Genomic DNA, 12,366 nt, shown 5'->3' on the forward strand with positions numbered 1-12,366 from the left:
CACCGACTCCGTCCCCCCGCCGCGCTGCCCGTCCCTGCTGCCGGGGTGCCTAAGCATTCGGCGTGCCGAGGCTCCCTCGGCAAATATTCCCCTGCAATATCAGACACTTAAGATCCAGAACCCCACGGATGGGCCTGGTCTGTGGGCTCGGAGCCGGAAAAAACTCCTGACCCTTCTGGGCCCCGGCCTAACGTGTGACAGCCTTGTTGACGGGATGATGGAGGAACCCGTGCGCCTTCCGGTCGCCGCCGCACTGCTCAGCCTGGTCGCCTGCTCCGAGTCGACTGAAGGCACCACCCCGAAGCTCGAGGGCCTCATCAATCCGCTGCAGCGGCTCATCACCCCCCCACGCGTGTGCAACGCCGGTGGCGGCACCGCGGGATGGCGCCTGGAGCTCATCGGCAGCCGCTTCACCCCGGTGCCTCGCGACGCGCTCACCGACACGCCTTCCGTGGAGCTGCCCCAGGTCTCGCTGAGCGGCCCCGCCGACTACACCGTCCCCGCCGACCACGTCTTCTTCGCGCGCACCGAGCTCATGCGGATGGACCTGCCCACCCGCGACACCACGCCGTCGAGCTCGCTCCCGCCCGGCACCTATCGCGTGTCCGTGACCAACCCGCTCGGCGGAACCTCCGAGCTCGAGGACGCCCTGCGCGTCGTGCCACCTCCGGCCATCACGAACCTCTCCACGCCCGGGGGCTTCAACTACGGCGGCGGCAGTCCTCTCGTCATCGAAGGCAGTGGCTTCCGCTCGGACGCGCTGCCGCTCATCGTCCTCCAGCGCGACGGAGAAGAGGACCAGCCCCTCTTCACCGTCACCGTCGTCTCCGACACGCGCATCGAAACCGAAGTGCCCCCCGCGACGCCGGAAGGCACCTACGCGCTCACCCTCACCAACCCCGAGGGCTGCTCCGTCACCCGGCCCCAGGCGCTCACCGTCACCTATCCGCGGCTGGGCACCCTCTCCGCGTCGCCCGCGAGCGGCCCCGCCCACAGCGACACGGTCATCACCCTCACCAACACCGCGTCCAGCGGCCCGGCGGCCTTCACGTCCGGGCCCCAGCCCCAGCCCCACGAGGTGTACCTCGTCGCGCCCGTGAAGACGGATCCGGGCCAGACGGTGAACATCCCGCTGTACGACGTGAAACTCATCTCCCCGACGCAGCTGCGCGCCACCGTGCCCACGTGCTCCGGCTTCGACTCGCGGCCCGTCACGGATCCGGCGTGTCCCGGCGGCGTCGTGCCCGGCACCTACGGGCTCATCGTCACGGACCCCAGCGGCGCCTTCGGAACCCTTCCCTCCGGCTTCACCGTGTCCCCATGAACGCCTTCGCCCTGCTCGCGGCCGCGGCGCTGGCCGCCGCCCCTTCCGCCTCCAAGAAGGACAACGGAGGCCCCATCTTCATCGCGCCCAAGGTGGGCTTCATCAAGCCCGTCACGTCGCTGGGCGGCGACCTGTTCCTGGGCGGCGAGGTGGGCTACCTCACGCCCCTGCTCCAGCGGCGCCTCGCGCTGGTGCTGGAGGTGAACTACCACCGGCCCTCCACGTCGGGGACGCTGCGCGGCCCCCAGCTGGACAACCTGGGCCAGCCCATTGAAGCCCCGTTCACGCTCGCCGAGCGCGAGGTGGCCATCCAGCTGTCCGCCGTGTTCCGCTTCCCTCGCGCGCTGGGGCCGCTCACGCCCTACGTGGGCGCGGGCCCCGGCCTGTACCTGCACCGCGCGACGGTGGAGTCCTTCGACAGCACCACGTCGGAGAGCGGCGGCGGGCTGGGCTTCCAGGCGCTGGCGGGCGCGGAGCTGCCGATGGGACCGGGCGGGCTCTTCCTGGAAGCGAAGTACCACTTCGCTCCGGTGGACTTCCTCACCACGGGCGACGTGAACGCGGGCGCGGTGCTCGCGGCCCTGGGCTACCGGCTGCGCCTGTAGCTCAGGCCCGTCCCACGGGCGGGCGCAGCATCCGCAACAGGTGCTGGGCCAACAGGTCGCGCGTGGCCTGGAGCACCGACCCCATCAGGTGGTGCAGCGCCTCCGCGGTGTCGCCGTGGGCTTCGCGCACGCGTTCCGAGCGGCCGTCGAAGATGCGCAGCCGGCCGGGCACCAGCGAGATGACCGGCAGCGACGGGTGCCGCTTGCGCAACAGTCCCAGGAACAGCGGGTGGTCCTCGTCCGGGCGGCGCAGGTCCACCACCACCAGCGCGGGCTTGTTCTCCTTGATGGAGGCGAAGGCGTCATCGGGCTCGCCCGTGGCGGACACCTCCACGTCCGGCTCCGCGTCCAGGAAGCGGCTGAGCAGCGCACGGGACGCCGGATGCGGGCTGACGACGAGGACCCGCATCAGCGCGCCGACGCCAGGCAGGAGGCGGAACGGACACGGCGGACGGGGGCGGGGCGGATCCTGGGCATGGAGTGAGCAGCTAACGCCCGGGCCCCCTTCAAGGCAATGTGCCCTGCATCCAGAAGGCATGCCGTGCAGCCAGGCAGCCAGTCGTTCGCGCCCGTGGCTTCTTCCGGCCGCGCGGGCCAGAGTGGCGAAGCGCCTTCCGACCCGCTACTTCCCATCCCGCGCGAGTCCCCTCCCACGTCGGTTCCCCAGAGTCGCGAGCGTCCGCCATCGAGCCCCTGACCTCCCCCCTCACCGAGCTGCACTACGACAGCGGCACGCTGGTGGCGCCGACGCTGCCGGACGACGAGCGCCTGCACGCGCTCTTCCAGAAGGACGGGCGCACGGGCGTCTTCCGCGCGCCCGCGCTGCACTACCGCGACGTCGTGCTGCGCCTGCGCGACCAGGGGCTGCCCTACGAAGACCGCGCGAAGCGCTTCGAGCCGGTGGAGCTGCCCCTCGCGGTGCCCATCGAGCCGTTTCCACATCAGCGCGCGGCGCTGGCTGCCTGGACGCGCGCGGGAGGCCGGGGCCTGGTGGAGCTGCCCACGGGCGCGGGCAAGACGCTGCTCGCGGTGCTGGCCATCGCGTGGGTGAAGCGGCCCACGCTGGTGGTGGTGCCCACGCTGGACCTGATGGCGCAGTGGCAGGGCGTGCTGGTGAAGCACTTCGCCACGCCGGTGGGCATGGTGGGCGGCGGCGTCAACGACCGGCGGACGCTCACGGTGACGACGTACGACTCCGCGGCGATGCAGATGGAGTTCACGGGCAACCGCTTCGGCCTGCTCATCTGCGACGAGTGCCACCACCTGCCCGCGCCCAGCTACCGATTCATCGCGGAGGGGACGCTCGCGCCCTACCGGCTGGGGCTCACGGCGACGCTGGAGCGCGCGGACGGCGGCGAGCGCGTGTGCGAGGAGCTCCTGGGCCCGCTGGTGCACCGCACCGGCATCGACGAGCTCCAGGGCCAGTACCTGGCGCCCTACGAAGTCCGCCGCATCGAGGTGCCGCTCACGCCCGACGAGAAGACGCGCTACGACGAGGCGCGGGGCAGATACCTCACGTTCGTGAGGAGGCTGGGCGTGCCGCTCGCGTCACCCGAGGGCTGGGCGCGCTTCCTGGCGCAGAGCCAGCGCAGCGACGAAGGGAGAGCTGCCTACCGGGGCTACCGGGAGCAGCGCCGCATCGCGCTCACCTCCAGCGGCAAGCTGGACGCGCTCTGGAAGATATTGCTGGAGCACCGCGAGGACCGCGTCATCGTCTTCACGGACGACAACGAGACGGTCTACACGCTGGCGAAGAAGCTGCTCTTGCCCGCGCTCACGCACCACACGCCGCTGCCGGAGCGCAAGGCGCTGCTGGCCGCGTTCGCCAGCGCGGAGCTGCCGGTGCTGCTGACCTCCCGGGTGCTCAACGAAGGCGTGGACGTGCCCGACGCCCGCGTGGGCGTGGTGCTCAGCGGCAGCGGCAGCGTACGCGAACACGTGCAGCGCCTGGGCCGCATCCTGCGAAAGCGCCCGGGCAAGCGCGCCCTCCTGTACGAGGTCTGCTCCGCGCAGACCGCGGAGAGCGGCATCAGCGAGAGGCGCCGGCAGCACCGCGCCTACCAGGAACCGGAGGGCCCGCCCGATGCTGACGCGTGAGCTGCTCGCCTCGCGCGTGCGCGAAGGCATCCTGCGCCCGTCGTTCGTGAAGACGCACGACCCGTCCCTCCAGGCGCTCGCGAAGGAACTGCTCGCGGACGCGGAGGCCTTCCGGGGCCAGAGCCGCGACGGCGTGGAGGAGGCCTTCAGCCTCAAGGCCGGCGCGTTCAGCCGCCCCAAGGTCGCGCGCGGGCTGGTGAAGCTGCTGCTCGACCGGCTCCTCTTCGACGAGGCCGGGGAAGGCGCCCTGGACGCGCGCTGGCGCACGCTGCTCGTGGGCGCGAAGGTGCTGCGGACCCTCGCGCCGGGCACGACGCTGGAGGCCTACGAAGCGCGCCTTGGCGAGTCCCTGGACGCGCCGCTCTCCGACACGCGCGAGGCGCTCTACTCGGACCTGCCCGGCAACCGGAAGCTGCTGGGGTGGGACGGCGATGCGCTCACGCCGCAGGGGCTGTTGGACCGCTACAACCTGGCGCTCGCGCAGGGGCCGCTGCTCAACGCCCGGCGCCTCACCCTGCGCGCGCGGTCGCCGGAGCTGTTGCGCGTGCGCAAGCTGCTTCGCTGGCTGAAGTTCTGCCGGCTGGTGGCGGAGGTGCGGCGCGAGGGCGAGGACTGGTCCCTGGAGGTGGAGGGCCCCGGCGCCATGCTGGCCCTGCAGAAGAAGTACGGCCTGCAGCTCGCGAGCTTCCTCTCCGTGGTCCCCATCCTGGAGCGCTGGGAGCTGTCCGCCGTGCTGGAGGACGCGCGCAAGGTCTCCACGCTCCAGCTGTCCCATGAAGATCCGCTGGTGTCCCCGCTGCCCGCCGCGCTGGGGCACGTGCCGCCGGAGGTGGCCGCGCTGGCGCAGGGCTTCGAGGACGCGGCCTGGGAGCTGGACCTGACGCCCCTGCCCCGCCACACCGGCGCCGCCGGCCTGTGCGTGCCCGACGTCACCTTCCGCCACCGGAAGACGGGCCAGGAGGTCGCGCTGGAGCTGTTCCACCCCTGGCACGCGGCGCCGCTGTCACGGAGGCTGGCGGAGCTGCGCGCGCGCCCGGACCTGGGGCTGCTTCTGGGCGTGGACCGGGCGCTGGCGAAGGAGTCGGCGGAGCGGCAGGTGCTGGAGGAGCACCCGCAGGTGGTGCTCTTCAACGGCTTTCCCTCCGTCCGCAAGCTGCGGGAGCGGCTGAACGGCTTCAGCTCCGGGGTTTGAACTGCGAGGCCAGCACGCTGAGGATGCGCACGGAGCCCCGGTCCAGCTGCTTCGCGCGGCGCATGAGCCGGCGCAGCTCCGCGGACTCGCCGTAGTCGGACGGAGGCTCCGCGGCCCACTTCACGTCCTGCGACGGCTTGAGCCCCAGCGCCTCGTCCGCGGAGATGGACAGCACCACGCACAACCGGCGGAAGGTCTGGATGCTGGGCAGCATGTGTCCGCGCTCCAGCCGCCCATAGACCTCACTGGCGATGCCGATGCGCTCCGCCACGTCCGCCTGGGTCAGGTTCAGGCGGGTGCGGGCGACGCGGGCCGCGCCTCCGAGCCGGGTTGCGAGGGTCTTTTCCATGGGGTCGTTAACCTACCGGGTTCGCCCATGTCGATATGACTTGAGAGGTTGGCTTCCAAGAACTTCCGGGGTAGGCTTTTCGCGACACAACCTCTTGCGTCAAGCCTGTCCGCACCACCCACTGCCTTCATGCGAGAGCCGTCCAGCCCCCCTCCCAGCTTCCTGTTCGTGGACGCGGATCCACGCGCGCTCGCGGCGCTGCGGCGGTTGTGCAGGCACCTGCCCGGCGACAAGCGCTTCGCCCTGGGCGTACGCGAAGCGGAGCGGCTGATGGGGGAAGCGGCGCCGTCCGTGGTGGTGAGCGGCCAGGGCCTTCCGGATGGTGACGGGCTGTGCCTGCTCACGTGCGTGCGGGCCCGGCATCCCGGCGCCGCGTGCGCGCTGCACACGTCGCTGCCTCCGGCGTGCTCTCTGCGGGAGCAGGGCATCACCTGGGTGGACCGCGCCGCGCCGCCGCAGCAGGTGCTGGCGCTCCTTGAGTCTTTGAGTTGAAGGGGGAGCTGACGGCCGGGCGTTCCCATGGCGCGTGCGGCGGTGCGCGTTAAGGTAGGGACTCCCCCACGGACGAAATGAAGCTCTACGCCATCAGCGACCTGCACCTGCGGCACAAGGAGAACCACGAGGCGCTGGCGGCCCTGACGCCGCGTCCGGACGACTGGCTCATCGTCGGGGGGGACGTGGGCGAAACGCTCGCGGACATGGAGCTGATGCTGCGCACGCTCACCGCGCGCTTCCGCCAGGTCGTCTGGGTGCCCGGCAACCACGAGCTGTGGACCATGCCCTCCGAACAGCCCCCGCTGAAAGGCGAGGCGCGCTACCTGCGCATGGTGGACCTGTGCCACCGCTACGGCGCGCTCACGCCGGAGGACCCGTATCCGCGCTGGCCCGGCGAGGGCCCGCACCGCGTCGTCGTCCCCATGTTCCTGGGCTACGACTACTCCTTCCGCCCGGACACCGTGCCCGCGGACAAGGCGCTGGAGTGGGCGTGGGAGGACGACCTGATGTGCACGGACGAGGTGCTGCTCCACCCGGAGCCCTACCCCACCCGTCAGGCCTGGTGCCACGCGCGCGTGGAGCGCACCCGCGCGCGGCTGGAGCGGCTGCCCGAGGGCTGCTCCACCATCCTCATCAACCACTACCCGCTGCGCTACGAGCACGTGCGGCTGCCGCGCATCCCGCGCTTCTCCATCTGGTGCGGCACGCGCCTCACCGAGGACTGGCACACGCGCTACCGCGCGGAGGTGGTGGTGACGGGGCACCTGCACATGCCCGCCACGCTGTGGCGTGACGGCGTGCGCTTCGAGGAGGTGTCCCTGGGCTACCCCAGCCAGTGGCGCCACCGCGGCGGCCTGGAGCGCTGCCTGCGCGAGGTTCTGCCCGGCCCGGAGAAATCCGCTCCGTCGCCGTGACGGCTTGAGTCACACCGCCGTGCGTTTGACGGTGTGGTGCACGCGGGCGTGTAGTGGCGCGCCATGACCGAGCCCTCCACCCCAGGCCCCGTCGAGCTCTCCGAGCGCGTGCACCTGCTGGACGCCCTGCGCGGCTTCGCGCTCCTGGGCGTCTTCCTCTCCAACAGCCTGAGCTGGTTCAGCGGCCGGTCGCTCCTGCCGCCCGAACAGTCACAGGCGCTGGCCGCCGCGCCCCTGGAGAAGTGGGTCGCCCAGCTCTACGCCTTCTTCGTGGATCAGAAGTTCATCACCCTCTTCGCCCTCCTCTTCGGCCTGGGCTTCTCATTGCAGATGTCGCGCGCGGAGGGACGCGGCGCCTCCATCGTGCCGGTGTACCGGCGGCGGTTGCTGGTGCTGCTGGGGCTGGGCCTGGTGCACATGTTCGCCATCTGGGTGGGGGACATCCTCGGCACCTATGCGCTGGTGGGCTTCGCGCTGCTGCTCTTCCGCAAACGCTCCGACAGGACGGTGCTCACCTGGGTGGCGGTGCTCTTCGTCGTCCTGCCGCTCACGCTGTCCATCGCGCAGCGCTTCGGCCCGGAGTGGCTGCACGGCAAGGAGGCCGCGGAGGCCGCCGCCAAGGCCTCGCGCGAGGAGGAGCTCGCGCACCGCACGGCGTTCTTCACCGGCCTGTCCAGCCACTCCGTGCTGGCGTCACAGCAGGCCAACGCCGTCTACGCCTGGCAGAGCCTGCCCAACCCGGGCCGTCCCGTCTGGCTGTCCATCATCCTGGGCCGCTTCCTCCTGGGCCTGTGGGTGGGGCGCCGGGGGCTTCTGCAGGACGTGGAGCGCCACCGCAAGCTGCTGGTGCGGGTGCTGGCGTGGGGGCTGGGCGTGGGCAGCGCCATCGCCACCCTGTCGCTGGTGCTCTTCCTGAAGAGGCAGGGCGTCCCTGGCCCGCCGCCCAACCCGCCCGCGTGGATGGTGGGCATGCGCACCCTGCGGGAGGTGGGCTACCTCTTCATGGGCTGTGGCTACGCGGCGGCCTTCGCGCTGCTCTTCCAGAAGGAGCGCTGGAAGAAGGTGCTGGGCGTGCTCACGCCCGCGGGCCGCATGGCCCTGACGCTCTACCTCATGCAGTCCGTCATCAGCATCACGCTGTATGACGGCTGGGGCCTGGGGCTCGTGGGCCACACGCCCCCGTCGCGCACGGTGCTCATGTGCCTGGGCGTCTTCGCGCTCCAGGTGGCCTTCAGCCACTGGTGGCTGGCGCGCTTCCGCTTCGGTCCGGTGGAGTGGCTGTGGCGCTCGCTCACCTACGGCCGCGCCCAGCCCATGCGCCTGGTCCCCGCTGGAGAGGCGCGCCCGGCGCACTGAGTCATTCCAGGGGGCCCGGATTTGACGCAGCTCCACGCGAAAGCGTGTAGTTCCGGACATGTCCGAATCCCCCCCCGCCGCAGGCCCCATTGACAACTCCGAGCGCGTCCACGTCCTGGACGCGCTGCGCGGCTTCGCGCTGCTGGGTGTCTTCCTCTCCAACAGCCTGAACTGGTTCAACGGCCGGCTGCTCCTGCCGCGCGAGCAGGCCCTGGCGCTGGGCGCGCCGCCGCTGGAGGTGGCGGTCAATTCGCTCTTCGCGCTCCTCGTCGAACAGAAGTTCGTCACCCTCTTCACCCTCCTCTTCGGCCTGGGCTTCGCGCTGCAGATGTCGCGCGCGGAAGGCCGGGGCACCTCCGTCGTGCCGGTGTACCGGCGCCGACTGCTGGTGCTGATGGGCATTGGCCTGGTGCACATGTTCGCCATCTGGTTTGGCGACATCCTCACCACCTACGCGGTGGTGGGCTTCCTGCTGCTGCTGTTCCGCCAGCGCTCGGAAAAGACGGTGCTCGTCTGCGCGGCGCTGTTCCTGTTCGTGGTGCCCATCGGCTTCTCCGTCGGGCAGCGGGTGCTCCCGGCGCTGACGGGCGGCGCGGCGGAGGTGGAGCGCGCCCAGAAGGCCACGCGCGAGGAGGAGGCGCGGCGCCGCGCGGCGTACCTCGCCGGGCTGTCCAGCGACTCGGTGGTGACCACCCAGCAGGCCAACGCGCGCTACGGCTGGGACAGCATCCCCAACCCCAACCGCCCGGTGCTGCTGTCCATCATCCTGGGCCGCTTCCTCCTGGGCGTGTGGGCCGGACGCCGGGGGCTCCTGCAGGACGTGGAGCGTCACCGGCCGCTCTTGCGCAAGCTCACCGCCTGGGGGATGGGGGTGGGCGGCGTCATCGGGCTCGTCGTGATGGGCATCAACCTGGCGCTCCTGGGCGCGACGAGCGTGCCGGGCTGGGTGGTGTGGATGCGCGTCGTGAAGGACGTGGGCATCCTCTTCCTGGGCGTGGGCTACGCGGCGGCCTTCGCGCTCCTCTTCCAGAAGGAGCGCTGGAAGAAGGTGCTGGGCGTCTTCACGCCCGCGGGCCGCATGGCCCTGACGCTCTACCTCATGCAGTCCGTCCTGAGCCTGTGCCTGTATGACGGCTGGGGCCTGGGGATGGTGGGCCGCACGCCGCCGTCGCTCACGGCGCTCCTGAGCGTCGTGCTGTTCGCGGGGCAGGTGGCCTTCAGCCACTGGTGGCTGGCGCGCTTCCGCTTCGGCCCGGTGGAGTGGCTGTGGCGCTCGCTCACCTACGGCCGCATGCAGTCCCTGCGCGGGGTTTCCAGCCCGGCGTCCGCGGCGAACTGAAGGGGCGGCACGCGGGACAAAAAAGAACCCCGGGTCCCGCGAGGAGGCGGGAGCCCGGGGTCTTTCAGGAGCGGAGCGCGGCGGCTTCGCCGCGCCCCAGTCCTTCAGGTACTACTTGACCTTGTAGGAGGCCGCCATCACGGTCTTGATGTAGCCGTCGACCGTGGTGTCCACCAGGCTCGGCACACCGACCACGCTGATGTAGTACTTGCCCACCGGGATGTTGCGCAGGATGCAGCTCTCCGTCGCGCTCTCGCGGACGCCACGGCAGTTGTACTCGAACTGGGTCGGGGCGGCGGCGGCGCGGACGTAGAGGTCGGCGTTGCCCTCACCCTCGCCCAGGACGACGGACAGGGTGTTGATGCCGGAGTCCTTCTTGAACTCGGGCACGTCGATGATGAACGTCTGCACGGAGCCCGGCACGCCCGAGAGGTTCTCGATGCGGGTCTCGTTGCCGATGTCCACGTAGCCGCCCTTCCAGGTCACGGAGAGGCTGGTGCCGGAGAAGGACGTGAAGCCCTTGATCATCACGTACCAGATGCCCTTGGGGCCGGAGCTGGCGAACGTGCAGACCTCGCTGTTGCCGGACTTGTACGGACGGCAGTCGTACAGGGAGTCCGTCGGGGCGTTGTTCTTGCGGACGTAGAGGTCCGCGTCACCCGTGCCACCGGACAGCGTGAAGGTCACGTCCGTGGCGCCCTCGGGGATCGTCACGGAGTAGTACTGCTTGCTGCCGGAGGTGCCGGAGATGTCCGTCACGGGCACGCCCTTCTCGATCGGCGTGGTGACCGGAGGAGGCACGGGCACGCCCACGCCCACGGCCTTCCAGGCGTTGCCCACCGAGGCGATCTCCGCCGCGGTGAAGCCCAGCTGCGTCGCGGCCTGCTCCGACGCGGTCTTCGCCGCCTCGAAGTTGGAGGACGCGGTCAGCAGGTCGGTGTTGATCTTGTAGAAGACGCGGGCGGCCTTCTCGAAGCCGATGCCGGTGACGACCTGGGTCGTCTTGCCGCGCACGTGCGTGCCACCCTGGGACATCAGGTAGAACGCGTAGTTGGAGATACCCGAGCTGTAGTGCACGTCCACGCCGGAGCTGTAGTCCGGGTAGTAGTCGAGCGAGTCCCCATCCTTCGTGGGGTTGTCCATGTAGCGCAGGCCGTCGCCCGGGATGTTCGGGGTCCAGACGTCGTCGCCGACGATCCAGGTGTTGGCGTCGATGACCTTGCCCTTGCTGTACCACTCGCAGACCGCGCCGAAGATGTCGGAGAGCGACTCGTTCAGGCCGCCGGACTCACCGGAGTAGGTGAGGTCGGACTCGTTCTCCGTCACGGCGTGCGTCAGCTCGTGCGCCGTCACGTCCAGCGAGTTCGCCAGGTTGGAGGCGTTCACGCCGTCGCCATCGCCGTACACCATCTGGGTGCCGTCCCAGTAGGCGTTCACGTAGTTGTTGCTGTAGTGCACGAAGCTCTTCAGCGTCGCGCCCGCGTTGTTGATGGAGTCGCGGCCGAACAGGTTCTGGTAGCAGTCGTAGACCGTGCCCAGGTGGTCGTAGTTGTTGTTCACGACCGGGTCGGCGTGGGCGGCATCACCCTCCCACCGGGCGCGCACGCCGCCCGTGGGGACGTTCGTGCGGTGCTGCATGTCGTTGACCTGGCGGTTCTTCGCCGAGTGGATGTGCGGAACGCGCTCGAAGACGTCGCCCGTCTTGGCGTTCACGTACACGGAGTCATCCACCGGGGTGGTGTCCGCCAGCTCGCCCTGGACGCGAACTTCGTACGCCAGGATGAGCTCGTTGCCAGAGCGGCGGTACACGAGCTGGGGCTCGCCCTTGGTGTCCGCGCGCTCCGGGGAGCCGCGATCACCGATGGCCGCCGCGATGGCCGCCTCGGAGGCGATGGAGGCCTTGGCCTCGGCCTGCAGGTCGCCGCGGGCGTTGGTGTTCACCGCGAACACGGAGCCGTTGCGCGCGTGCAGACGGACCTCGGCGCCCTGCACCAGGATGCCGTTCTTGGTCACGCCGTAGCGGTAGTGCGTGTCACCGTCGAAGCCGACGTAGGCCTTCTTCAGGAACAGGTCGCTCGGGTTCAGGCGGAACAGCGGCGCCACGCTCGCGAGCACCGGCGCCAGCTGCTGCTGGGCCGCGATGCCCTGGATGGCGGACGGCGCGGGGACGGAACCAAAGGAACCGGTGACGAAGGTGGGGACCGCGTCGGAGTCAGCCGCGATGACCTTCTGGCCCGCCGTCAGGTTGGCGGAAGCCTTCTGGACGTTCGCGTCCTCCGTGTTCGAGGCAGGGGCGCCATCGGTGCAAGCGCCAACCATCAGGGACAGGGCAGCGGCACCCAGGGCGCCGCGAACTCGCTTCTCGTACATGCAAGCCTCCTAAGGGGAGAGATTAGAAACGACTGTGCCACAAGAGTTGCGCGTATTTCAAGTACAGGCGAGATTTCCACTTTTACATCGCTTCTCAGACTTCGAGACTATCTCGCAACTGCTTGAAATGACGGAGGGACTCACGCAGCCCGCGGGAACGGGGTGGATGCTTCAAACCGGTTAGGCGGCTACTTCATGGCTGAAGTACCTGTCGGCGGATGCGTGCAATGAGTGAACGTCGGGGAGAAATTGCCGTCTCATTTATTCCCGACCCGGGTGGGTCCGTGCGGCCACGGACATCCGGCACGGCCCCGGGGGCGGGACG

General features: G+C 70.2%; 11 protein-coding genes. 8 read left to right on the forward strand and 3 right to left on the reverse strand.

What is annotated here, in order from left to right; translation table 11 throughout:
* The first annotated feature begins 229 nt into the window (after positions 1–229).
* Both D7X96_RS37120 and D7X96_RS37125 read left to right on the forward strand, forming a co-directional pair.
* Complete coding sequence (locus D7X96_RS37120) at positions 230–1,324, forward strand: hypothetical protein (protein ID WP_147468499.1); 1,095 nt, start codon at positions 230–232, stop codon at positions 1,322–1,324.
* Positions 1,321–1,929 (forward strand): outer membrane beta-barrel protein, encoded by a 609-nt coding sequence (locus tag D7X96_RS37125; protein WP_121771857.1) that lies wholly within the window; start codon positions 1,321–1,323, stop codon positions 1,927–1,929. Before D7X96_RS37120 ends, D7X96_RS37125 begins: the two co-directional genes overlap by 4 nt.
* A gap of 1 nt (position 1,930) precedes the next feature.
* On the opposite strand, the gene D7X96_RS37130 is transcribed toward D7X96_RS37125, so the two are convergent.
* Positions 1,931–2,341, reverse strand: coding sequence for a response regulator (locus D7X96_RS37130; protein WP_120552676.1), 411 nt, complete (start codon positions 2,339–2,341; stop codon positions 1,931–1,933).
* A gap of 281 nt (positions 2,342–2,622) precedes the next feature.
* Here D7X96_RS37130 and D7X96_RS37135 point away from each other — a divergent pair, with 281 nt between their 5' ends.
* Positions 2,623–4,026 carry a DEAD/DEAH box helicase gene (locus tag D7X96_RS37135; RefSeq protein ID WP_121771861.1) on the forward strand — a complete coding sequence of 468 codons (1,404 nt, stop codon included), beginning with the start codon at positions 2,623–2,625 and terminating at the stop codon, positions 4,024–4,026.
* The gene (locus tag D7X96_RS37140; RefSeq protein ID WP_120552672.1) at positions 4,013–5,218 is read left to right on the forward strand and encodes a DUF790 family protein; all 1,206 of its coding nucleotides are present in this window, start codon (positions 4,013–4,015) and stop codon (positions 5,216–5,218) included. Before D7X96_RS37135 ends, D7X96_RS37140 begins: the two co-directional genes overlap by 14 nt.
* Here the strand turns inward: D7X96_RS37140 and D7X96_RS37145 are convergent.
* A complete protein-coding gene (locus D7X96_RS37145; RefSeq protein WP_120552671.1) occupies positions 5,202–5,567 on the reverse strand; it encodes a helix-turn-helix transcriptional regulator in 366 nt (121 codons plus the stop codon). The genes D7X96_RS37140 and D7X96_RS37145 overlap by 17 nt on opposite strands.
* Positions 5,568–5,696: 129 nt before the next feature.
* Here D7X96_RS37145 and D7X96_RS37150 point away from each other — a divergent pair, with 129 nt between their 5' ends.
* The 4 genes from D7X96_RS37150 (at position 5,697) to D7X96_RS37165 (ending at position 9,671) form a co-directional block, all read left to right on the forward strand.
* Entirely contained in the window at positions 5,697–6,059 is a 363-nt protein-coding gene (locus tag D7X96_RS37150; protein WP_121771858.1) for a response regulator, read from the forward strand.
* A gap of 77 nt (positions 6,060–6,136) precedes the next feature.
* Entirely contained in the window at positions 6,137–6,976 is an 840-nt protein-coding gene (locus tag D7X96_RS37155) for a metallophosphoesterase family protein (RefSeq protein WP_120552669.1), read from the forward strand.
* A 63-nt stretch (positions 6,977–7,039) separates the two neighbouring features.
* Positions 7,040–8,332, forward strand: a complete 1,293-nt coding sequence (locus D7X96_RS37160; RefSeq protein WP_120552668.1) for a DUF418 domain-containing protein — start codon at positions 7,040–7,042, stop codon at positions 8,330–8,332.
* Between the two features lie 58 nt (positions 8,333–8,390).
* Positions 8,391–9,671: a DUF418 domain-containing protein gene (locus tag D7X96_RS37165; protein ID WP_121771859.1), complete on the forward strand. Its 1,281-nt coding sequence runs from the start codon at positions 8,391–8,393 to the stop codon at positions 9,669–9,671.
* Positions 9,672–9,782: 111 nt separating this feature from the next.
* On the opposite strand, the gene D7X96_RS37170 is transcribed toward D7X96_RS37165, so the two are convergent.
* A complete protein-coding gene (locus D7X96_RS37170) occupies positions 9,783–12,041 on the reverse strand; it encodes a M4 family metallopeptidase (protein WP_121771860.1) in 2,259 nt (752 codons plus the stop codon).
* Positions 12,042–12,366 lie beyond the last annotated feature (325 nt).

Origin of the sequence: Corallococcus interemptor (assembly GCF_003668875.1) — a bacterium.
Lineage (GTDB): Bacteria > Myxococcota > Myxococcia > Myxococcales > Myxococcaceae > Corallococcus > Corallococcus interemptor.

What these genes read in the sequence shown, in the direction of transcription:
- D7X96_RS37125 (WP_121771857.1), top strand. Translation starts at nt 1,321, where the DNA reads ATGAACGCCTTCGCCCTGCTCGCGGCCGCGGCGCTGGCCGCCGCCCCT.
- D7X96_RS37140 (WP_120552672.1), top strand. Translation starts at nt 4,013, where the DNA reads ATGCTGACGCGTGAGCTGCTCGCCTCGCGCGTGCGCGAAGGCATCCTG.
- D7X96_RS37145 (WP_120552671.1), bottom strand. Translation starts at nt 5,567, where the DNA reads ATGGAAAAGACCCTCGCAACCCGGCTCGGAGGCGCGGCCCGCGTCGCC.
- D7X96_RS37150 (WP_121771858.1), top strand. Translation starts at nt 5,697, where the DNA reads ATGCGAGAGCCGTCCAGCCCCCCTCCCAGCTTCCTGTTCGTGGACGCG.
- D7X96_RS37155 (WP_120552669.1), top strand. Translation starts at nt 6,137, where the DNA reads ATGAAGCTCTACGCCATCAGCGACCTGCACCTGCGGCACAAGGAGAAC.
- D7X96_RS37160 (WP_120552668.1), top strand. Translation starts at nt 7,040, where the DNA reads ATGACCGAGCCCTCCACCCCAGGCCCCGTCGAGCTCTCCGAGCGCGTG.
- D7X96_RS37165 (WP_121771859.1), top strand. Translation starts at nt 8,391, where the DNA reads ATGTCCGAATCCCCCCCCGCCGCAGGCCCCATTGACAACTCCGAGCGC.
- D7X96_RS37170 (WP_121771860.1), bottom strand. Translation starts at nt 12,041, where the DNA reads ATGTACGAGAAGCGAGTTCGCGGCGCCCTGGGTGCCGCTGCCCTGTCC.